General features: G+C 57.1%; 17 protein-coding genes. 7 read left to right on the top strand and 10 right to left on the bottom strand.

Features of this window, described 5'->3' with window-relative positions:
• The first annotated feature begins 19 nt into the window (after positions 1-19).
• Positions 20-322, top strand: coding sequence for a hypothetical protein (locus ACLI1Q_RS02295; RefSeq protein ID WP_197712571.1), 303 nt, complete (start codon positions 20-22; stop codon positions 320-322).
• Positions 319-1,683, top strand: coding sequence for an MFS transporter (locus tag ACLI1Q_RS02290; protein ID WP_302518503.1), 1,365 nt, complete (start codon positions 319-321; stop codon positions 1,681-1,683). The genes ACLI1Q_RS02295 and ACLI1Q_RS02290 overlap by 4 nt, the downstream gene beginning before the upstream one ends.
• Positions 1,684-3,590: 1,907 nt before the next feature.
• Here ACLI1Q_RS02290 and ACLI1Q_RS02285 read toward each other — a convergent pair.
• Together ACLI1Q_RS02285 and ACLI1Q_RS02280 are read right to left on the bottom strand one after the other, a co-directional pair.
• A complete protein-coding gene (locus ACLI1Q_RS02285; protein WP_232221025.1) occupies positions 3,591-3,785 on the bottom strand; it encodes a hypothetical protein in 195 nt (64 codons plus the stop codon).
• A 340-nt stretch (positions 3,786-4,125) separates the two neighbouring features.
• Complete coding sequence (locus ACLI1Q_RS02280; RefSeq protein WP_302518507.1) at positions 4,126-4,551, bottom strand: YjdF family protein; 426 nt, start codon at positions 4,549-4,551, stop codon at positions 4,126-4,128.
• Between the two features lie 1,306 nt (positions 4,552-5,857).
• Here ACLI1Q_RS02280 and ACLI1Q_RS02275 point away from each other — a divergent pair.
• A protein-coding gene (locus ACLI1Q_RS02275; protein ID WP_167315507.1) for an IS3 family transposase occupies positions 5,858-7,092 on the top strand; the annotation gives its coding sequence in 2 pieces (ribosomal slippage) (positions 5,858-6,146 and positions 6,146-7,092; 1,236 coding nt in all).
• A 632-nt stretch (positions 7,093-7,724) separates the two neighbouring features.
• Here the strand turns inward: ACLI1Q_RS02275 and ACLI1Q_RS02270 are convergent.
• Complete coding sequence (locus ACLI1Q_RS02270; RefSeq protein ID WP_023022042.1) at positions 7,725-8,039, bottom strand: hypothetical protein; 315 nt, start codon at positions 8,037-8,039, stop codon at positions 7,725-7,727.
• Positions 8,040-8,070: 31 nt separating this feature from the next.
• Positions 8,071-8,598 carry a hypothetical protein gene (locus ACLI1Q_RS02265; RefSeq protein WP_232212625.1) on the bottom strand — a complete coding sequence of 176 codons (528 nt, stop codon included), beginning with the start codon at positions 8,596-8,598 and terminating at the stop codon, positions 8,071-8,073.
• A gap of 152 nt (positions 8,599-8,750) precedes the next feature.
• Here ACLI1Q_RS02265 and ACLI1Q_RS02260 point away from each other — a divergent pair, with 152 nt between their 5' ends.
• Together ACLI1Q_RS02260 and ACLI1Q_RS02255 are read left to right on the top strand one after the other, a co-directional pair.
• Positions 8,751-8,891: a hypothetical protein gene (locus tag ACLI1Q_RS02260; RefSeq protein WP_023022044.1), complete on the top strand. Its 141-nt coding sequence runs from the start codon at positions 8,751-8,753 to the stop codon at positions 8,889-8,891.
• 1,114 nt (positions 8,892-10,005) lie between these two features.
• Positions 10,006-10,206 (top strand): CsbD family protein, encoded by a 201-nt coding sequence (locus tag ACLI1Q_RS02255; RefSeq protein WP_250413150.1) that lies wholly within the window; start codon positions 10,006-10,008, stop codon positions 10,204-10,206.
• A 343-nt stretch (positions 10,207-10,549) separates the two neighbouring features.
• On the opposite strand, the gene ACLI1Q_RS02250 is transcribed toward ACLI1Q_RS02255, so the two are convergent.
• The 5 genes from ACLI1Q_RS02250 to ACLI1Q_RS02230 all read right to left on the bottom strand — a co-directional run bounded on the left by ACLI1Q_RS02250 (position 10,550) and on the right by ACLI1Q_RS02230 (position 15,260).
• Complete coding sequence (locus tag ACLI1Q_RS02250) at positions 10,550-11,143, bottom strand: recombinase family protein (protein ID WP_239208482.1); 594 nt, start codon at positions 11,141-11,143, stop codon at positions 10,550-10,552.
• A complete protein-coding gene (locus ACLI1Q_RS02245) occupies positions 11,143-11,400 on the bottom strand; it encodes a hypothetical protein (protein ID WP_302518515.1) in 258 nt (85 codons plus the stop codon). The genes ACLI1Q_RS02250 and ACLI1Q_RS02245 overlap by 1 nt, the downstream gene beginning before the upstream one ends.
• 201 nt (positions 11,401-11,601) lie before the next feature.
• Complete coding sequence (locus tag ACLI1Q_RS02240) at positions 11,602-12,030, bottom strand: hypothetical protein (RefSeq protein ID WP_248100326.1); 429 nt, start codon at positions 12,028-12,030, stop codon at positions 11,602-11,604.
• 405 nt (positions 12,031-12,435) lie between these two features.
• Entirely contained in the window at positions 12,436-13,938 is a 1,503-nt protein-coding gene (locus tag ACLI1Q_RS02235) for a recombinase family protein (RefSeq protein WP_046202906.1), read from the bottom strand.
• Complete coding sequence (locus tag ACLI1Q_RS02230; protein WP_411697051.1) at positions 13,917-15,260, bottom strand: cell division protein FtsK; 1,344 nt, start codon at positions 15,258-15,260, stop codon at positions 13,917-13,919. Before ACLI1Q_RS02230 ends, ACLI1Q_RS02235 begins: the two co-directional genes overlap by 22 nt.
• Positions 15,261-15,412: 152 nt before the next feature.
• On the opposite strand from ACLI1Q_RS02230, the gene ACLI1Q_RS02225 reads away from it, so the two are divergent.
• Positions 15,413-16,858, top strand: coding sequence for a type VII secretion integral membrane protein EccD (locus tag ACLI1Q_RS02225; protein ID WP_239275519.1), 1,446 nt, complete (start codon positions 15,413-15,415; stop codon positions 16,856-16,858).
• The gene (locus ACLI1Q_RS02220; RefSeq protein WP_239269080.1) at positions 16,858-18,099 is read left to right on the top strand and encodes a S8 family serine peptidase; all 1,242 of its coding nucleotides are present in this window, start codon (positions 16,858-16,860) and stop codon (positions 18,097-18,099) included. The genes ACLI1Q_RS02225 and ACLI1Q_RS02220 overlap by 1 nt, the downstream gene beginning before the upstream one ends.
• Here the strand turns inward: ACLI1Q_RS02220 and eccB are convergent.
• Positions 18,096-19,379: a type VII secretion protein EccB gene (gene eccB / locus ACLI1Q_RS02215; protein ID WP_239269082.1), complete on the bottom strand. Its 1,284-nt coding sequence runs from the start codon at positions 19,377-19,379 to the stop codon at positions 18,096-18,098. The two genes, ACLI1Q_RS02220 and eccB, sit on opposite strands and share 4 nt — an antisense overlap.
• Positions 19,380-19,463: the final 84 nt, after the last annotated feature.

The following is a 19,463-nucleotide window of genomic DNA, read 5'->3' as shown; positions in this document are numbered from 1 at the left end:
GACGAAGGGAGCGATCGCGATGAACGGGGACCGCCAACGGCTACGCGGGCACTACGATGAGGACTTCTACTGGGAACGCGTTGACCGCAACCTGGGTTGGCTCGACGAGGGCCCCCTCGTCGCCCAGCAACTCCTCGCGCTCACCGGGGGAGAGACGGCCAGGGAGATCCGGGACATGCACTTCGCCGCGTCCTGGCGCCTGTTCGATCTGGTGCTGCCGACACTGCTGGACCGGTCCTACCGGACCTGGGATCAAGACCTGAGCAAGCGCACCTACTTCGGCCACCCGCCCGCCGAGGCTTCGCTGGAGTCTCGCGTATGACCGCGCATCGGCGCACGGCGCTGGTCGCGACCCTCCTCGGTTTCTTCATCGTCATGCTCGATACGACCATCGTCAATGTCGCCCTCGCCGAGATCGGCACTGACCTCGACACGACCGTGGGCTCACTGCAGTGGGTCGTCGACGCTTACACCCTCGTGTTCGCCGCGCTCCTTCTCACAGCTGGGGCCGCATGCGACCGTCTCGGGGCCCGCAGGGTCTACCTCGCTGGCCTGGTGGTCTTTGCTGTGCTCTCGGCCGTGTGTGCCCTGGCTCCCACAGGCGGGTTCCTCGTCGCTGGTCGCGCCGTCCAGGGCGTGGGCGCGGCAGCGATCGTGCCGGGCTCTCTGGCATTGCTGTCGGCTGTGTACGACGATCCGAAGGAACGAGCACGCGCCATCGGGCTGTGGGGCGGCGCAGGAGGTGTTGCCGCCGCGATCGGACCGGTCCTGGGCGGAGCGCTGGTGTCGACGATCGGGTGGCGGGCGGTGTTCTGGGTCAACCTCCCCATCGTCGCTATCGGCTGTCTGCTCACCTTGTGGGCAATTCCCGCGCTCACGAGCGGTCGCGCGAGACGGGTGGACCTACCCGGACAGGTGCTCTCCATGCTCACGCTGGTGGCAGTAACCTATGCAGTCATCACCGCAGGCGAACACGGATGGTCACCCTGGCAGGTAGCCGTGCTGATCGCCGGGGGCGTCTTCCTCGCCCTGTTCATCATCGCAGAGCGACGACACCCGGACCCAATGCTGCCGATGGCCTTGTTCACTCGTGCCCGGTTCTCCGTGGCCGCAATGGTAGGGCTCGCGCTCAACATCAGCTTCTTCGGACAACTCTTCGTGCTCTCCCTCTTCTTCCAGCAGTACCTGGGATACGAGCCGTGGCTGGCAGGCCTCGCGCTGGCACCACAGGCGTGCAGCGCCGTGGTCGCGTCACCGCTGGGCGGCCGTGCCGTCGCCCGGTGGGGCGCGTTCCCCACCATGCTCACCGGCCTGGTAGTCGGCACGATCGGCTTCAGCAGCCTCGTGCTGCTCACCGCAGAAACCCCTTACGTGGTGGTCGCGGTGTTGACCTTCACGGCTGGATTCGGGATGGCCTTCGCGATGCCGGCCGCGACCTCGGCCGCAGTGGACTCGGCCCCGCCGGAACATGTCGGCATCGCAGGAGGAGTCATCAATGCCGCCCGCCAGACCGGCAGCGTCGTCGGCGTCGCAGTCCTCGGCGGAATGGTCGCCAGTGGAGCGTTCCTCACAGGCTTCCACACAGCCGTCGCGGTCGCCGGTGGAGTCTTCGGTGCCGCAGCGCTCGTAGTTGCTGCCACCATCATCAGTCACCTACAGGAGCCAGTTACACCTGAAGTTTAGAATCATTGTGTGATGAAGCACCATCGGAGGAGGTCGAAGAAGCCGCCAGTCGAACGCGTACTGTGCTCCGAAACTGGTAAACGCGAACACGAGCACTATGATGACGCCGTGCATGTAGCACTGAAACGGTCGCGACGGGCAGGGCCGCTGCGGATCTACGAATGCCCTCGTGCGGGTCGTGGCACCTAACCAAGCGCCCTGACTGGGGCAAACCACCGGCGAACTAATGACACTGTACGGGTCTGTCTCGGCGAGGAACGCTCCGGAGTGCGTCTTTCCTGGACGCTCCAGGAGTTTCGTTCTCATGCATAGGCAGCCGAGGCGCGCTGCAAGGCTTGTAGCCCTGAGGCCAGTCGCCTAGGGCTTTGTACCATGAAACTAGGCGCGCCAGCGACCATAGGCCATGGTCAGAGAGTATGAACACCGGTGACCAGATAGCAGGTCGCTTGTGTCAGGCAATGCGCCGGCGCATTGCCTGACCAGTATGAGCAACAGAGCGCGTTCAAAACGTTAGGGCGCGAGCGCAGTCCTTTCTCGCAGTCACCTATACTCCTCAGCCCACCAGGGGTATGCACACAGCGCTCATACACTAAAAGAGTCACACCGAGAGAGAAGACCACTGTGACGACAGCAAGTTATTTTCAACCCCACCACCAATGAGGAGTACTTCACCACTCCATGCTTCAGCACTCGCGCCGAAGCCTGGGCATGCGCAACCGGGTTCATCTTGGCACGCTATAGCGGGGAGTAGGACGCCGCAGTAAGAGGCAACCTCGCAGACGCCACGCTGAACAAGGAATACGAGTTTTACTCCACGATCGACCTACGCCAAGCATCGCTCTACGGCCCTCCAGTCTCGATCGTTCTCAACGACTAACCCCAAACAAGACAAACAAAGGCAGCACCCCTCGGGGTGCTTTCCCTCTTGCTGGTCGGGCTGCGCATATTTACCCTCACGCGTGCGCAGATTTACGCATACAGAGCTAGTTATCCACAGGGGTTCACCTGCTGGTTTATCTATTTTCCCAGGTGGCTTATAACTATATCCCTGTAGATCTATATCCTCAGTCGATCAACCAACAAACCGTTCACTACGGGGTGCGGTTCTTGCTCCCGCCTCGCCTTGCGGCTCGTTGGGCTGCCGCCCAAATCAATAGATTTGGTTGCCACCAAAACACCCCACAACAACCACGGGCCTGACCCCGGACAGTGGACACATCGGGGGTTAGCTATGCTGCTTTGGTCAGTGTAGCTGATGTGAGTGCTTCGACCATTCCTGTTGAGAAAGGGTACCTAGAGTTGAAAGACGATAAAAACGTAGAGAACTTTGTGGACTGCCGCGAAATCCGCACGGTTTTCAAACCAACTTGGGTGAGCTGGTGGTTCCACAAGATTTTTACGTTCCCGCGTGTTGAGTGCGATGGGATCGTAAGCAATTGTCACTGGGGAAGAAACAAAGCGTTAGTGAGGGATGGTGGGACGGTTACGGTTGGATTTAGTTATCGTATTTTCCATGATACGAAAATTAGATGTAAGAGCTCCCCTATCGAGGTTTCCCCTTCACATGCTGAGTTAGAAGCCAAGACAGCCATAATTAACAACTCCCCGATGACTGCCGTGCTCTACTAGCATTCGTCTCGAGCCTATCGATGGTTCGGGCGCGTACTTCCCGCGACGTTGTGAACGCGGGCCTAACCCCCGGACAGTGGACACGTCAGGGTTAGGCCCTATGGCGGAACATACGCTATAATATATGCCTAAACATACGTCCCGCCATATGGCGAGATATGTCACGCGGGCCGGTGCGGGTAGGCGGTACCGGTGAAGGAGCCGCGCCCATGCCCCGCGTCTTGTGGTAGTTGTAGAAGAAAAAAGGGGGCGCATCTACTACCACTGCGGTATCTCGCTTACTCCGGCTTGCGCCCTGCGTTTTCTGCCCGCACACGCACTCCCACAGAAGCAGCAGTCAGAACAATAACGAGAACAACCGCTAAGCCGAGCCCTATTACATCAGTCAGCCACAAAACGAGGAGTACTAAAGAGGCAACCGCCAAGGCGAGCAAAACTCCGATTTTTATCTTCTGTACCTTGTCCATGTCCATAGCGCCATTATTCAAAATAAAACCAACCGCGCGGGAAGTTTTCCCGTTTTCGAAGAAATCTCCTCCAATCCTAAAAGCGCCCTCAGGGACCTGCTTTTCTACTTTATGCGCGTAGTGGAGAACGCTCGTATCCCTCTCGCGGAGTGATTCTTATTTCTCGGTAGGACTATATAAATGCAGGTAGAACTATATGTAATTAAACATATGCTAAAGCATATGTTTAGGCATATGGCGGGACATATGTTGCGCCATACGGCAGGCCTGACGACTGCGTATAGCTTGATAGGCGGCTACACAGCTTTACTCCCGCAGTATGGCAACTTCGCTTTGATGTCTTCGACTACTTGCCTTTATGTTTGGCCTTCTTTTTAGCGGCACGGATCTGAAATTTCCGTTGTGCTTCTTCGCGCCGAGCGATCCGCGAAGCTTTCTTCTTGTTTGCGTTAGCTAATTCGAAATTTAATTTTGTTGCTTCTTGGGCTTTCGAAGACACACCTGAGGTCTTGCGTTGCTCCTTATTGACTTTCCGCTGCAGGCGTTTGGGATTTCCTCGCTGTGGCGCTTCAATAGTGCCAGGTATAGGTACGGAACGATGGGCCCGTTTGACTAGGGAGGAACCGTTGACGAGTAACCACTCATAGAGTTCGGCATTATTAGGTTCTGGACCGAAAACTACTCGGACGGCGCGGAGTTGGTTGTTGCTGGAAGTCTCGTAGACTCCGCACCAAAATTGACCATCGTGGAAAAGGGTGAATTGAGCAGGCATAGTTGTCTCCAGGTACGCTAAAGCGGACCTGACGACGCTGGATTCTTTAGCTCTCATGAGAGCAAGAGCTAAAGCGACGGATAGCACTAGCTAGTGTTATCGCTCAGACTTCCTACTGAGACTGTGCGTTTTGCGCATCAGGATCTTACGGGAATAACGCTAACACACCCTGAGGGCAGAGAACGCAGCCAACTGATGTGGCAGGAATGAATACCTAAGCAGGAGAAGAGACATGGGTACTCAGTGTGGGAGTATTGCGAAACCTTCGCGCGCCAATTAGCCTAAGACATGACAGCATGGTTCGTCCCTGAACCATCGCTGCACAATAAAAAGGGCCCCAACGAGCGGCCACTCGTTGAGACCCTCGGGCCTAAAGACCCACGTGAAGCACAACTGCAATGAGCTTCACTGTTACGGTCGCAAGTGTTATGACCTTGATTGCCACATCGAGCCAGCTAAGCTTCGTGGCGTCAAGGTCTTTTCTTTTGCGACCGGGTGTATCCAATGAGTGCTTACCTATTGTCTACCTCCCCTTGCGTCGTAGGGTTGTCCGCTCGCCTGAAAAAGGGCGCGCGGGACAGCCCACGTCACGCGCGGGCCTTACCGCGCACCGACGAGGAAGTCACGCCCACACCCCACCACAAGTAGCGGGGCGTGATTGTGAACCAGCACTAACGCTAGCAGCCACCCCTGACGAGACCTAGAAGTATGATTCCACCCCTGCCTTTATAAAAGCCGCTCATGAGGCAAAATATGCACACAGAGACACTCGTAGCCGCCCTTAAGTCTGTCGATTTCACCACCCAACACCCTAGCTAGACGTACAAAAGAGCAGGTAAGACTACATATTACTAGGCGTATGCTTTAGCATATGGCAAAGCATACGCATATAACATATGTCCCGCCATATGGCAAGACATATGGCAAGACTGACGGAGTGACGGTCACGAGGACTGCCCCATCAGTTCAGCAGAAACCGCCCCGCCCCGAACTCGACTAAGCCGAACGCGGAAGACTAGCGTCCCTCTAGGTCGCTTTCTTTTTACCCCAAACAGCTTGCACAGATTTACCCTCACGCAAAATACGACTGCGCTGATTTACCCATACGGAAACCCACATGAGACTACTGCGCATAAGTTGACACACGCCTGCGCATAAGTTGACACACAGAAAAAGAGCCTGCGCATAAGTTGACACACGCCTGCGCATAAGTTGACACATAAAGGCGCTTATACACAGAGTTTTACCTGCGGGTTTGAAGTGTCCCAGGTTTTGTTCCGTCTGAGTAGATGGGAAAATCTGGAATATGCCAAGAAAATTTGACCAGGATGCGAAGGACCGTGTGGTCCGTCTTGTAGAGGACCGTATCTTGGCGGAAAATATGTCGATGCAAGCCGCGTGCAAGGCAGTAGCTCCAAAGTTGGGGGTTTCATGGCACACGGCTCGTCAGTGGACCCAGCAGGCCCGTCGTGCGGGAAGCATCCCAGAACCTGTGCCTGAAGACTTGGCCGCGGAAAACGCGAGGCTACGCCGTGAAAATCAAGAGCTACGCGACACCAATGAGCTACTGAAGGCTGCCTCGGCTTTTTTCGCGTCGGAACTCGACCCAAAACGTCGGAAATGATCCGGTTCATCGATGAGTATCGGGATCGTTTCTCCATCGAGTTCATTTGCGAGACGTTAAACACCCACCGTGTTGGCGGTTTCATCACGTCCCGTGGATACCGCCAATCAAAAGCCCGTGGTATGAGTGCCCGCAGTCTTCGTGACGCTGCTCTAGTCGCGCACATCGCCGAGGTCCATGAAGAAAATTTTGGCGTCTACGGCATCCGTAAGATGTGGCATACTCTGCGCCGTGAAGGAATCGACATTGGCCGTGAGCAGACCGCACGCCTGATGCGTCTTGCTGGAGTCAGAGGCAAAGGTAAAGGTAAGTCTCCTATTACTACCCGCAAGCCGAAGGGACCAGATCTGCGTCCTGATTTAGTTAATCGCAAGTTCAACGCCCCGGCACCGGCCCGATTGTGGGTGGCCGATATTACTTATGTGCGCACTAGAAAAGGATTCGTGTACACCGCTTTTGTTACCGACGTGTTCTCCCGAAGGATCGTCGGGTGGGCACTATCTGATTCAATGCGTACCGAGGCGCTGCCGCTGCAGGCGCTTAATCAGGCGATTGTCAGCGCGAAGGAAACAACGGGGCTGATTCATCATTCAGATCATGGCTCACAGTACGTCAGCATTGTCTACAACGAACGGCTGGCTGAGTATGGAATTGCTGCCTCTACCGGGACAGTAGGAGATTCCTATGACAATGCTTTGGCCGAAAACGTCAACGGTTCCTACAAAAATGAGCTGATTCATCGGCGGTCGTGGGACAGCGTGGTTGACGTGGAGATCGCGACGTTTGAATGGGTTAATTGGTGGAACGAGGTACGGCTTCACCAAAGTCTCGGCTATCGCACGCCAGCTGAGGTTGAGTCAGAGTTTTGGGAAACCAACCCGGCCCAAGAAATAATGGAAATCAAGGCAAATGCCTAGGAACAAAACCCGGGGCACTTCAGTTTACCTGTTTTCCCAGGTGGCTTATAACTATATCCCTGTAAATCTATATCCCCAGCCGATCAACCAACAAAACCGTTCACTACGGGTTACGGTTTATGCTCCCGCCTCGCCTTGCGGCTCGTTGGGCTGCCGCCCAAATCAATAGATTTGGTTGCCACCAAAACCTCGCAATTAAAATTAAAAATTCCTTCAGTTCTTTTACATTGCAAGGTAAATAGACTGTGGCACATTAAATGTCGACGTTTAAAAAATTCTGTACTCTAAAGATCAGTGCTTAAGGGTATGATTTCTCCCTAATAGCGCATTCACGACTTCCACCAACGTCACTTTCAAAGTGAAAAGAGAAATTTTGAAGAAAGTCAATCGTCTAGGTGTAGCGATAACCACCATCTTGGCATCAGCCGCTATTGCTCCTACGGCGTTAGCTGATACATTCCCGAATTCGAGTTCGTTCACATCTCCGTTGAATGATCCCGCAATAGCCAAGATAGGAATGTGTCCACCTGTGGCTGGAGTCGCACTTCCTTGGACTTGCGGAATTAAGTAGCAAAAAGGGGATGCGGACGAAATCTTGAAGAGTTTTCCGCATCCCCTTCTGTCGCATATCCTTATAGTACGGCAAGCATAATCAACAGGACAATCACGATCGCTGAAATTGTAGCGAATCCAATAACCTTCGGTTTGCTGACAACCGCATAGCCTTCGGAACCATCAGCGGTAGTCAGATCACGAGAAATCATATAAACGATAGGTAGAAGGATCAAAGCCTCTGCAGCCCAAACCCACCATGGGAAGCTCAATTTGTACATTGTAGTAGCAGATCCGGCAGCAATTAAAACCGCAATTGATACTGCGTAGAGAAATAGAGGAACCCGCAATCCCGTCGGGGTCTTTACAATAGTCCTGCCGGATATTTTATTCATTCCTTTAAGCCTCCGTCTCAGAACCGATACGCTAGCAGCTGGCTGCAGTAATACCTGCACCTACAGCAGCGCCACATCCCCAACCGCCAACAGTACCAGTAGCGGCGCCGAACGGGGCACAGACCAATGCATCGGCAGTGGCATTAATACCCAAACTTACCCACTTGTTGCTGATGCAACGCGCAGCTTGTCCACTCTCGTTACCCGCGTAAATTACTCCGTCGGTGTACTTCAGAACAACGCCCTCCGGAAGATCTGCTTTGATACTCGCCACGAGGTTCCCCTGCGTGTCATAAGTATTAATAATATTTCCTTCGATCTTGATTTGATCACCATCAAGAACTTTAGGAACGAGGACATTGCCATCAGCGTTAAAGCTACGAATCCCATCCGCTGATTCAAACCAAAAATCACCTCGCTCTTTCTGGTCAGAAGATACGGGATCTGCAGTAGAAACCGATTCCGCAGCATACGCTGGACCGTTTACAGCAACCACCCCAACGAGAGCAGCTGCCGCCATAGTTGCGGCGGGTACGAATCGAGAAACAAGAGATTTCAATGGACTAAGCCACCTTTCATGAAAGAAGATAAAATTTCAAGCTCTTAGGGAGAGCCAATTAAAGACTAACAAAAGACCGATGGTTATGGGCTCATTCAAAAGTGTCTAGTTAGATACTCCTAAATGAGGCGGGACACTTCAACATTGACAGTATGCAGCTATTTGTCCGCAACGCCCCGTTTGACTCAAAAATGATCGTTGCTGAGGTCGACCGCATGACCGGCGGAGATAATGACGAGGACGAGTTCTTCACCGCCTGGGACTGGACAATCCGGACGCGCACGCAGCAGTAGCCGATGCGACCGCCCCGGTGAACATGCTTCACGCCCTCTTCGGTTTCAAGCGCGGCGAAATTGGCCGCCAGATTTTGCGTCAAGGTCAAGCATTCCGCGCCACCAACACCTGGCGTACAAGCCACTCCGCCCCGCTGCTTCTCCGCGAAATATAGACGCCCACCAGCGCGAACACTAACCATGGCAGTCCATGCGGGTGGACATATGGTATACCATATGATGGGCCTCGCGGGCTCACAGAGGTGGGAGAACGACTACGCAGATTCCTGCCCACAGCAGAGAAAGGGGGGGTACGGGCCTAGGGCGGGAGTATTGCGAAACTGTAGCGCGCGCATTAGCCTAAAAAGTGACAGCACAGTTCATCTTTGAATTGCGGCTGCACAATAAAAAGGGCCCCAACCGACTGGTACTCGGTTGAGACCCTCGGGCCTAAAGACCCACGTGAAGCATCGCGGTAACGAGCTTCACGATTACGGTCGCAAGAACTATGACCTTGGTAGCCACATCTAGCCAGTCAAGCTTGGTGGCATCAAGGTCTTTTCTTGTGCGACCGGGTGTATCCAATGAGTGCTTACCCATTGTCTACCTCCCTTGCGTCGTAGGGTTGTCCGCTCGCCTGAAAAAGGGCGCGCGGGACAGCCCACGTCACGCGCGGGCCTTACCGCGCACCGACGAGGAAGTCACGCCCACACCCAGCGGGGTGTGATTGTGAACCAGCACTAACGCTAGCAGCCACACCTGACGAGACCTAGAAGCATGATTCCACCCCTGCCTTTATAAAAGCCGCCCACGAGGGAAAACGCGCACAGAGCTACCCGTAGCTGTACCTGGATCCGTCAATTTCCGCGCCTACATGCTGGGGATGAGCATGTGAACGCGCAGGTAGAACTGCACGCGAGCGGACATTTGCTTTGGCAGATGTCATAGCGTGTGCCGTGCCATATGGCGGAACATGCGCTATGCCATATGTTTCATCATGTGGCTTTTAGATCTATGGTGTCTCTCTTTACGGCTAAACACACCGCGGTGTGCCGAAAGTTCTTCTCTTGCCTGCACTAAAAGAGGAGCGTATTATGGGTATTAGTTATCGACTGACTACCCCAAAGGAGTGATTATGGGCGATTTGGAAAACAAGAAGGACGGCCTCGTAGGCAAGGCAAAGGAAGCCTACGGCGAAGCTACCGGCAACGAGGACGTAGCTAACGAGGGCAAGGCCGACCAGGTCACCTCCGAGGCTAAGGACAAGCTGTCCGACGCTGCCGACGGCATCAAGGACAAGGCCAACGAGGTTATCGGCGGCCTGAAGGACGACTAATCCTCGTCCGTATTTCTGCATATCGCTGCGCTGGCACCCCGCTGGCGCAGCGATATTTTGATCAACACTACTTTCACGTCACACAACGCGGTGGCGTGTCCGAGCGGAAGAAGATAATCGCCTGCGAAAGCAACCATTGGCCAGGTCCCAACTGTGGTGCCATAATCACATCGCCAATTCCAGCTTTCTCGGAACCGGCGTCGGGTTTGAACGGAAAGCAGCAGGTAGAACTACATATGGACAGACATATGGTAAAGCGTATGTCTTACCATATGCCTACACATATGTCCTGCCATACGGCACATACTGTGGGGAGTATATTCACCCGCACTCCCCGCCGTATCTAGGCGTTTTTCAACGCCCGATACACCGTGGGTCGGGTAACTCCGAATTCCCGCGCCAAGGCTGTTTTCGACTCCCCCGCCAATGCACGCCGCTTAATCTCCGCCACCTGCTGCGGGCTTAGAGCGGGTTTGCGGCCTTTGTACTTTCCGGCCTTTTTGGCCAGCGCAATCCCCTCTGCTTGGCGCTCGCGGATAATGGCCCGTTCAAACTCCGCGAAGCTACCGAGAATACCGAGCATTAAATCCGCACGCGGATCTGTGGTGTCTTTCGCAAAGACAAGATTCTCATGCAGGAAAGTAACAGTCACACCCTTGTTGGTGAGTTCATCAACAATGCCGCGCAGATCCGTAAGTGAACGGGCGAGGCGATCAATCGACGACACGACGAGTTCGTCACCGTCGCGCACATACGCCATGCACTCGACAAGCCCAGGGCGGGCAGTCTTGGTGCGGCCGGAAATCTTATCTTCAAAGAACCGGTCAATCCTGCCGGAAGCATTGAGCAGTTCTTTCTGGCGCTGATTATTCTGCTCTACCGTCGAGACACGGATATAGCCCACCCGCTGCCCATGCGAACCAGAGCTTTTGGCCATTAGTCTTCGCCCCGCGAGGGTTCAAAGGCAGCATTCTCCTGAGCGACAACCGCATCACGATACGACTCAACCACCCGCGCCAAGTCAGACAACTGTGCCCCGTCGAGACCATCAGCGTCAGCAAGCAAGGCTTGCACAATCCTGCCCAACGCCTGCTGCCCCGACGACAACCCACCATGCAGATCTTTCACCCGCGCCAACGCGGGCACTTCATCAATATGACCTTCAATATGGAAACCGTCAGACGATAACACCACACTCGCCACTTTCTGTAAACATAAGGCCTAGACCCCGCTAGACATGTGTAAAACAATGCTAGGAACGGCCCTATTTTACAGGAAACATTCTTCCTCAGACTGGCGTAACAATAGGGTGTACCACACTGATACACCCTCTGCCTTAATCAAGAGGTGACGGCATTTATCATATGGATATTCCGTTGAATTTCCGGATCACAATCAAGCACAAATAGATCCCAGAGGGAACCCTCTGCCATCGCTCGACACATTAACGGCTTTTACATGACTGGTAAATTCCCTAGGTACTGTCTCTTCACCTAATGCCAAATCACGCCATAGCCGAGAGACACCAGCCCCTTCCATCGCGGGTTCGTCAACGTCTTTAGCCACACATGAAAGGCTATACAAACCCCATTCAGATTCATCAAATGGGTAAGTGCCAAAGTCTCGCATATCCCTACGGAAATCTTGCATCATGACTTCGCGAATTACTCCGTCTCCCCCATGTGTAATTTCGTCAGTTACATAGAGTATCTCTGTGATATCTCGAGCCTTATCCACTCTTTTTAAATACTGTTTATGGAATTGTTCAAGGTCAGACTCTCGAGCGAGGAAGTAAGTTGTAAAAAGAAGAGTTTCGCCCAACATATTAAATCGGATCACCTTTTACTGTGAAAGCTCCAGAATTTGCATACCTAGGCTGAGGGTAGCAGTGTCTTTTATGCACATTTTCCGAATTTGTTCATGTACAAATCCGCATCTTTCTCCGCCTTTGATGGAAGTGCGCAATTTACTACCGCCAATCTTCCCGCCATCGCTGTTGGCAGGAGGTCGAGAATGTAACTCCACTGTAGCGGAGAAGTGTAACCCAATTAAAAAATTAACGATATCAGACAGTTAAGATATTCTTTCCAGCGCTCGACATGCGAGGCTGCGAGAGTCGTGTCTAATTTTTCCCAAACGCTACGGTTGAGCGGTGTCGCCCCCGAGGAACGTGGACAGATTGGTTGCCAGCTCTCGCAGCACTCCCTCGGAGAAGCGCTTCACAGACAGCTACTGTAGCCAGGTGATCTTCACGCGGTGCGGGTCGAATTTCTTAGCGCCAGGCTTGCCAGGCAGGATGCGAATTTCCATTAGCAGCCGAGTCAGCCGTCGCTTATCCTCAACAGAGGCACCGCCCCACCACTTGGCAAAGTCCGGCACGTCGACAAGTTCTACAGCAAGGGGGTCAGCAGCATGACTGGTCGTTAGTTCACGCATTTTTCCATCAAGACCTGCAATCTGAGCTTCAATTTTCTTTGACATTCGCACGAATGTTGGCATGTCAATCTCTTCATCGATAGCAGAATTTTCAATCTGCTCACGCTTGGCCAACAGCGCGTTTCGCCGTCCTGAAAGTTCTTGGAGTCGTTCGGTAAGGGTGTTGTTCTCTGGTGCCAAGGCCTTACGCAACGCATCCACGGCGTCAGGTTGCTCCATGCGTTTAAGAATGACAGCTTCGATAAGATCATCAACCTCAGCACCGATAGAGACATGGGTACCGCCCGGCTCAGAGCGCTTGCAGGTATAGAAACGACGAGGTTTACCATCCGTGTTCCGCCGACTACGCGAATACATCGGTTCTCCGCAGGTGCAGGTCAGGACAGAAGCGAGGAAATAGCGCGGTGCGTTACCGCTATGTGAGAGCCGCCGCGACGGGTCGCGCAAGATTGCATCGAGCTTTTCACCTGTAACCTCGTCGATAATCGCAGACCAGTTGCCTTTACCAATGATTTTGCGATCTTTAACAAGACGTTTCCCCGTATCCGGGTCAGTTGGGTTGAACGTACTCAAGCCGCGCACGCGTGGGTTGAGTAAAATGTCTCGCAGCGTTGGCGCCGACATAGGCCTGCCTGAAGTCGCAGTAAGACTGCGTGCATGAAAGACCTCGCGCACGGTTTCGCGCAGAGTCTTTCCAGCAATGACCATCGCGGCGGCGTCGAGAATAGCCTTGGCCTCTTCGTCGATGATGGTCTCAGCGTCAGCCTCGTAGCCGAACATACGCCGCCCGCCTGTCTTAGGCCGCCCTGTCCGGGCCCGGTCTTCGTAGGCAGCTCGGATACGTGCAGCACGATCAATAGACTCCTGCTCAGCAATCAGACCAAGAATCACGATAGTGAGCCGCGATGCAGGGTCTGAAGGGTCAATGTTGTAGCCACGGTTCGCTTTGACGGTGACGTTGTACTTCTCGCACAACTCAAAGAGCGCCAATGTGTCTTTGGTGCGACGGGTCAGCCTATCGAGTGCGTAGACGTAAACAACGTCAATCTCGTGGTTCTCGATGGCGTGAATAAGCTTGTTGTAATCAGGGCGAGGGTCGCCAGAGAAGGCGGAGATGTTGTTGTCCACGTAGGTGGCGACCACCTTAGCCTCGTCAGCCTCAGCCTGCTTAGTGGCGAGGTGAATTTGCCGTTTCACACCGGCTTCTTCCTGCTTATCCAACGAAATACGTGCGTAAATCGCCGCACGCTGTGATGTAGTCGCTGTCATATGCCCTATTGTACCCCAAACCCACATTCCTTATTACCGCTGCCCGTCGCCCCGATGCACAGGCCGTGCGGCCCCATTCCGCCGTGCGCGGATTCTTTGAGATCCACGGTCACCGGCTGCCCGATTGAATCGATGCCAATGGGCACCATGAGCCGCGAGGCGCCATCGCGCCCGTGCCACATGCCGCTAGCTGCCAACTCATCCACGCCGCTGTAACCAAGCAGCCCCAGCAAATCATTGCCCCGGCGCCCAGAGGTGCTATCGGGGCGGCGAAAGACCGCCATCCGGCGGGCCATAATCGTGGCCGAGGCAGTACCTAAACTATCGGGTGTACCCAGTTCTTCCACGCCCGCGGCCGTGACCGCCTGCAGGGTATCCGCCGCGACGAGGCACAGGCCTTCTTGTTCCGCGCGCAGGCTCAACGCAGACGACGGCGCACCATCTACCTCAATGACGGTGGTATAAGAATCGCCGTGGAAGAAGTCTTCGGTGCCGGTGGTCAGGAGGGCATCGACAAGCACAATGCGAAACCGCGCCTTGTCCGGCTCCCGGGTGTGCGGCAGCCATTTCAGCCACTCCCAATCGCCGCCGATGGCCTCGATCCCGATGGTCTCGGGGCCGTGCGCCAGGGCTAGTTGCATGACGAGGGCGCGCACCGTATCGCGGGCATTATTGCCGGTAAAGGATAAAAACCTAAAGGCCTGCAATTGGATCACCACCGGCATATCGGGCACGGTGCCCACCGCCTTGATGGCCTGGCGCATGCTCACCGCACAGACCGGGTCCAGGTCCTCGGTCGCACCAGAATCAGGCACGTTGATGGGCGTGCACAACGTGGTGGGCCCAGTGCCCACGCGCACCTCCAAGGCATCCGGATCATCAGGCCCGCGCTCCCACATGCGCCGCGATCCCACCAGCGGTTCCAACCCCGCCGGATCCGGGTGCCGATACAGCTCGTGTGCGCGCTGCGCACCGGCATTATCCAGGGCCTTTTCCCGCAGCGCCTTAATGTGGCGCAAGTAAGTCCGCCGGGTTTCATCCGGGTCCTGCCCGCTATTGTGCGGCCCAAACATCATGGCCATGCTGGCCAGCATCATCAGCGGAAACATCAAGGATACCGGGCTGATATGCCGCGAATCGCCCGCGCCCAGCACCATCAACGCCACCATGCCCAGCATGGCGGCGATCATCACGATGGGCAGCAGCAGGCGCACCAGCAGCACCGGCTGTGGGCGCACCGCTTCCGGAACTTCCTCTGCCTCGATGGTGCCGGTGGGAAGCGGCGGTGGCGCGTCCCGAAGCGGCATGGACAATGGCTCCACGATGTGGGTTTCCCCGATCCCAAGCATGGGTAAAATCCTCCCCCGATCCACACGCTTAGCGCTCTTGGCCCCCTGCCAAGATTCCCCGCGCTGCGGTGGACACGACGCCACCAGTAAGCCACAATATGTGGCATTGGGCAAGGGGGACGCCCACAATCTTTAGACAATTCGGGGGAATTATGACCGCTCCAACGGCGCATCACCTGCGCCTTACCATCCGCATCCACGCAGACTCCTTCCACAAGGAAGCAGACGTGGCATTGCCATTAAGCTCCAGCCTCGGCGAGCTCATGGCAGAACTTACCGATCTTGTCGATGCACCCGCGATCGACTCACCCTGGCGCGCCAGCACGGCATCCGGGCGCACCATCGACCTCACCGCACCGCTTGCCGCCACGCCGCTTGCGGAAGGCTCCATCCTGGTGCTCTCCCCGCGCGAGGAGCGGCCCGCGCCCGTAATCCGCGATGCGGCCGAATCCCTCGCCGCCCAAAGCCGCGACGACACCACCTCCGCCATTCCCATCGTCTGGGCGTGGACTGGGCTTGCCGCGGCCTTCGCCGTGGCCTGGGTGCTCTCACTTCCGGCGGTGGCCTGCGCCGGGCTCGCCATCGCGGCCTTCGTGCTCGCGCTGTGGACGCGGGCGCTATCGCTTGTCATGCTCACCCTGGCGGCAGGGGCGGCGAGCGGGTGGGCGCTTATTTCGCCCGCGCTTGCCGATGCCCCCTATGCCGCCCTCAGCACCAGCGCCACCCTCCTCGCGGCGTTATTGGCCTGCCACCTCACCCGGTTAAGCACGGTACGCATTACCTCCGGTGTGCTCACCATCGCCGGGCTAGTGCTCATTGCGGCCGTGAGCTACCTGCTTCCTGGGCTCAGTGGGAATTCGGGCATCGGCACGAGCCACGGCACCGCAGCGGCCGCGGGCACCGTTATCGCAGGCGTCATTGTGCTTGCCACCGCCCCCGCGCTGACCATCGCCACCGCGGGACTCAAGGTGCCGCAATTGCCCACCGCAGGCCAAGACCTCGCCGTATCGGATGAACTCCAGCCCGATGTGGACGATCGCGCCACCCGCGCCGGGTACGCCTACGAGGGCATCTGCTGCGCAATCGCGCTCTGCCTCATCCCGGCCCTTATCGCGCTCAGTTTCACCGGCACCGGCACCCTCGTGGCCACGGACGGGACCGTGAACGAGGCGGGAGACGCTTCCATCGGTTCTCGCATAGCCGTGCTCTTCGGCACCGGTTTAACCGGGCTCGGCTTCGTCCAAGCGCTCTGCGTCTCTGTTGCCGGAACGGTGGTCATGCACGCCGCGCGTCACGGGCGCGTGCTTGCCAGCTGGGCTCTCATGCTCGTCGCTATGGTTGCCTGCCTCACCGCCTGCTTGTGCGCCGTGCATGCGATTGCCACCAATGGGCTTGCCGGCGCTTGGGCGCCGACGGCGGTCGCCGCCCTCCTGCTTGCCGCGATGTTAAGCGCACCACTGTGGACGGCCAAAATGAGCGAGGTGGAACCAACAACCATCGCCTGGTTCGAACGCATCGAGTCCCTGACCATCGCCGCCTGCCTGCCGCTTGCCGCGCACCTCGCCGGGATCTTCGAGCTCATTCGGGGGCTAGGATAATGCACCACAATCGCTCGCGTCGTTCTTCCGTACTACCTGGTTTCAGCGGCAGTTCAAGGCTTGCTGCTTGTGCCCTCACCGCGTGTGTCCTCGCCGAAACCGGCGGCTTCATCGCAGCAGCTCCCATCGCGGGCGCGCGGGAACCGGACCGGGAATGCGCCACCGCGCATCCTTCTCCCCTAGCGCCAGAACCTTCCGAGGATCAGCGCGCCTACCGCTCCCAGCTGCATTCCTTTGCCACGGGCGAGGGCATTAAGGTAGCCGTCATCGATACCGGCGTTGCCCACCACGATCAGCTGCCGAATCTCACCGCAGGCGCGGACCTAGTCACTCCGGAAGAACCGGATCCGCACCGGGATTGCGACCTGCACGGCACCGTTGTAGCCGGCATCATTGCCGGGCACGATATTGGCATCGCCCCGCGATCTGAGATCCGCGCCATCCGCCAAACCAGCGCGCATTATCGCCAATACGATGGCACGGCCGGCGAGTCCGACGAGGACAGCACTACCGGCTCGCTCGACACATTGGCCAGCGCCATCGATCATGCCGTGGAGGACAACGCCCAGGTCATCAATATTTCCGTCGTGTCCTGCGTTCCAGCGAAGACCGCGCAGCGCATCGATAGCTCCCGCTTGGATGAGGCGCTCGGCCACGCGGAAGATGCCGGCGCGGTAGTCATCGCAGCCTCCGGCAATATTTCCTCCGGCACCTGCGAAGAAGGCGATCACGTCTTTCCCGCTGATTCACCGACCGTATTATCCATTAGCGCCCAAGAGGATGCCCACGCGCTGGCGGAGTACTCCCTCACGCCTGCCGATGGCCCACAATTATCCGCCCACGGCTTCGTCCCTTTAGCGCTTAATCCCGCCGGTGGCTGGGCAGACGGGAAGAACCAACAGGATTCCCTGGCGCAGTTTCATGGCACCTCGTTCGCGGCTCCGGTGGTTAGCGGCACCGCCGCCTTATTAGCCGAGCGCTACCCAGACGCCAGCGCCGCCGATATACGCCAACGTCTCCTCTCTGCCGGCGAGCCCGGCAACGGTTTCATCGACCCGCTCGCCGCCCTGACCCATATCGATGGCGAATATGCCGCACCCGCGCGCGATCTGACCATCCAACCCGCCAAAGACGAACACTCCCCAGCGGCGAGCCGTACCGGGTGGGTGATCGGCGGGTTAGTCCTGCTGCTGACCGGCCTGACGGTTGCCCGCGGGCTACGCCGAGCCAAGTCGGCCTAGCGGCTGACCTGCAGAGCTTCGTCCCGGTCCAAGCGCGAGGCTTCTGGCAGTAGCCGGATGATTTCCCACGGAACCTCCGCCCCGATACCGGTGCCGAGGGCCTCCAAGAGTTCCTTATTGTCCACCGCATGGCGCTGCCCCGTCGGCGAGACAACGTGATAGCCATGCCCGGTATCCACACCAACTCCTCCTGCCGATAGCCCACCGAAGCGATCCGCTATGCCCTCACCTGCGAGCGCTACCGTCCCGGGGTTCTCAGTCACCATCGCTGCCCCACCGTTGCTATCGGCGCACATCCAGCCCTCACCTGGGTCAACGAAGTCGAAGGTGGTGGCGGGCAGGCGGAAGTTTAAGGGGGAATCGGCAAGCGCGCCTATCTCTCGTGGTGAGGCTTCTTTGCGCGTCGCGCCGTAGCTAACCAGCATGTCAGCCTGGGTGGCGGAAAGCTCGGCGACGCCGTCGTCCGTCCGGGCCCACTGATCCTGCCCGGTATCCATGATGTCCGGCAGCGGATCGGGAAACGTCAGCGGCGGCTGCTCCGCAAAGGCATTGAGCAATTCCGCGGGAACGGGCCAGGCATGGGTGCTCCCGTCGATGCCAATCCCGCGGCGGATGACCCGGCCCTCCGTGCTCTGCGCATCGGGTAAACGCACCCGCCCGTCCGCGGTGAGCAGCCACTGCGTGCCATCCGTTTCTGCGAGCGCAGCACGCTCCTCCCCAAAGCCCTCCTGCGGCGGATCCGCTACCACGATGACCTCTTCTTGGGCCACCTGTTGGCTATCGATGCTGGTGGGGTTATCGGCAGGCTGCTCATCGTGTCCGGCAAGGCACGCCGCCCACGAGCGCTGCGGGGTCTCGCCCGGTGCGGCCAAATAGCCGGGCGCATCCGAAATCCCCACGGGAGTGCCCAACGAGGCCTCGCGTAAATGCTCGTCCCCAATGGTCTGCGCCTCGGCCGCCTCGCCGGCGATGATCCGCGCGGAAGAGAGGTTGTAAACGGGGTGGTACGTATCGTTGACATCCACGAAGAGCTGGCCCTGTTCCGAGCGCACGATGGGCGCGTCCCCTGGCTGCGGGCTCGGCTGCAACCAGGCTAAAAGCCCAGAACCGACGGCCAAAAAGGCCACGCCTACCCCGCCGAATATCATCGCCTTGCGGCGGCGGGCTAGCGGATCATGGATCATGCGCGTATCGCCCAATACGAGCCCGTGTTCCACGCGGCGGCGCAAAAATTTATGGCCCGAGACTTGGGCCTTCGTCGTTGGCAATGGACGTGCCATGAATTTCCCCCCGAAAATTCCCCGAAAGTCTAAATAAACCCAGACCTCAGGCTAGCGTAGGCTCCACGGCCCTGCCACTTGGCA

The sequence above is a fragment of the Corynebacterium limaceinasi genome (assembly GCF_046717465.1).
Classification (GTDB): domain Bacteria; phylum Actinomycetota; class Actinomycetes; order Mycobacteriales; family Mycobacteriaceae; genus Corynebacterium.
This window is presented reverse-complemented; position numbering and strand designations above follow the sequence as displayed.

Coding starts and splice junctions, on each gene's coding strand:
- ACLI1Q_RS02250 (WP_239208482.1), bottom strand. CDS start 11,143: ATGGCCAAAAGCTCTGGTTCGCATGGGCAGCGGGTGGGCTATATCCGT.
- ACLI1Q_RS02235 (WP_046202906.1), bottom strand. CDS start 13,938: ATGTGGGTTTGGGGTACAATAGGGCATATGACAGCGACTACATCACAG.
- ACLI1Q_RS02220 (WP_239269080.1), top strand. CDS start 16,858: ATGCACCACAATCGCTCGCGTCGTTCTTCCGTACTACCTGGTTTCAGC.
- eccB (WP_239269082.1), bottom strand. CDS start 19,379: ATGGCACGTCCATTGCCAACGACGAAGGCCCAAGTCTCGGGCCATAAA.
- ACLI1Q_RS02285 (WP_232221025.1), bottom strand. CDS start 3,785: ATGGACATGGACAAGGTACAGAAGATAAAAATCGGAGTTTTGCTCGCC.
- ACLI1Q_RS02295 (WP_197712571.1), top strand. CDS start 20: ATGAACGGGGACCGCCAACGGCTACGCGGGCACTACGATGAGGACTTC.
- ACLI1Q_RS02260 (WP_023022044.1), top strand. CDS start 8,751: ATGCAGCTATTTGTCCGCAACGCCCCGTTTGACTCAAAAATGATCGTT.
- ACLI1Q_RS02255 (WP_250413150.1), top strand. CDS start 10,006: ATGGGCGATTTGGAAAACAAGAAGGACGGCCTCGTAGGCAAGGCAAAG.
- ACLI1Q_RS02280 (WP_302518507.1), bottom strand. CDS start 4,551: ATGCCTGCTCAATTCACCCTTTTCCACGATGGTCAATTTTGGTGCGGA.
- ACLI1Q_RS02240 (WP_248100326.1), bottom strand. CDS start 12,030: ATGTTGGGCGAAACTCTTCTTTTTACAACTTACTTCCTCGCTCGAGAG.
- ACLI1Q_RS02230 (WP_411697051.1), bottom strand. CDS start 15,260: ATGCTTGGGATCGGGGAAACCCACATCGTGGAGCCATTGTCCATGCCG.
- ACLI1Q_RS02270 (WP_023022042.1), bottom strand. CDS start 8,039: ATGAATAAAATATCCGGCAGGACTATTGTAAAGACCCCGACGGGATTG.
- ACLI1Q_RS02290 (WP_302518503.1), top strand. CDS start 319: ATGACCGCGCATCGGCGCACGGCGCTGGTCGCGACCCTCCTCGGTTTC.
- ACLI1Q_RS02225 (WP_239275519.1), top strand. CDS start 15,413: ATGACCGCTCCAACGGCGCATCACCTGCGCCTTACCATCCGCATCCAC.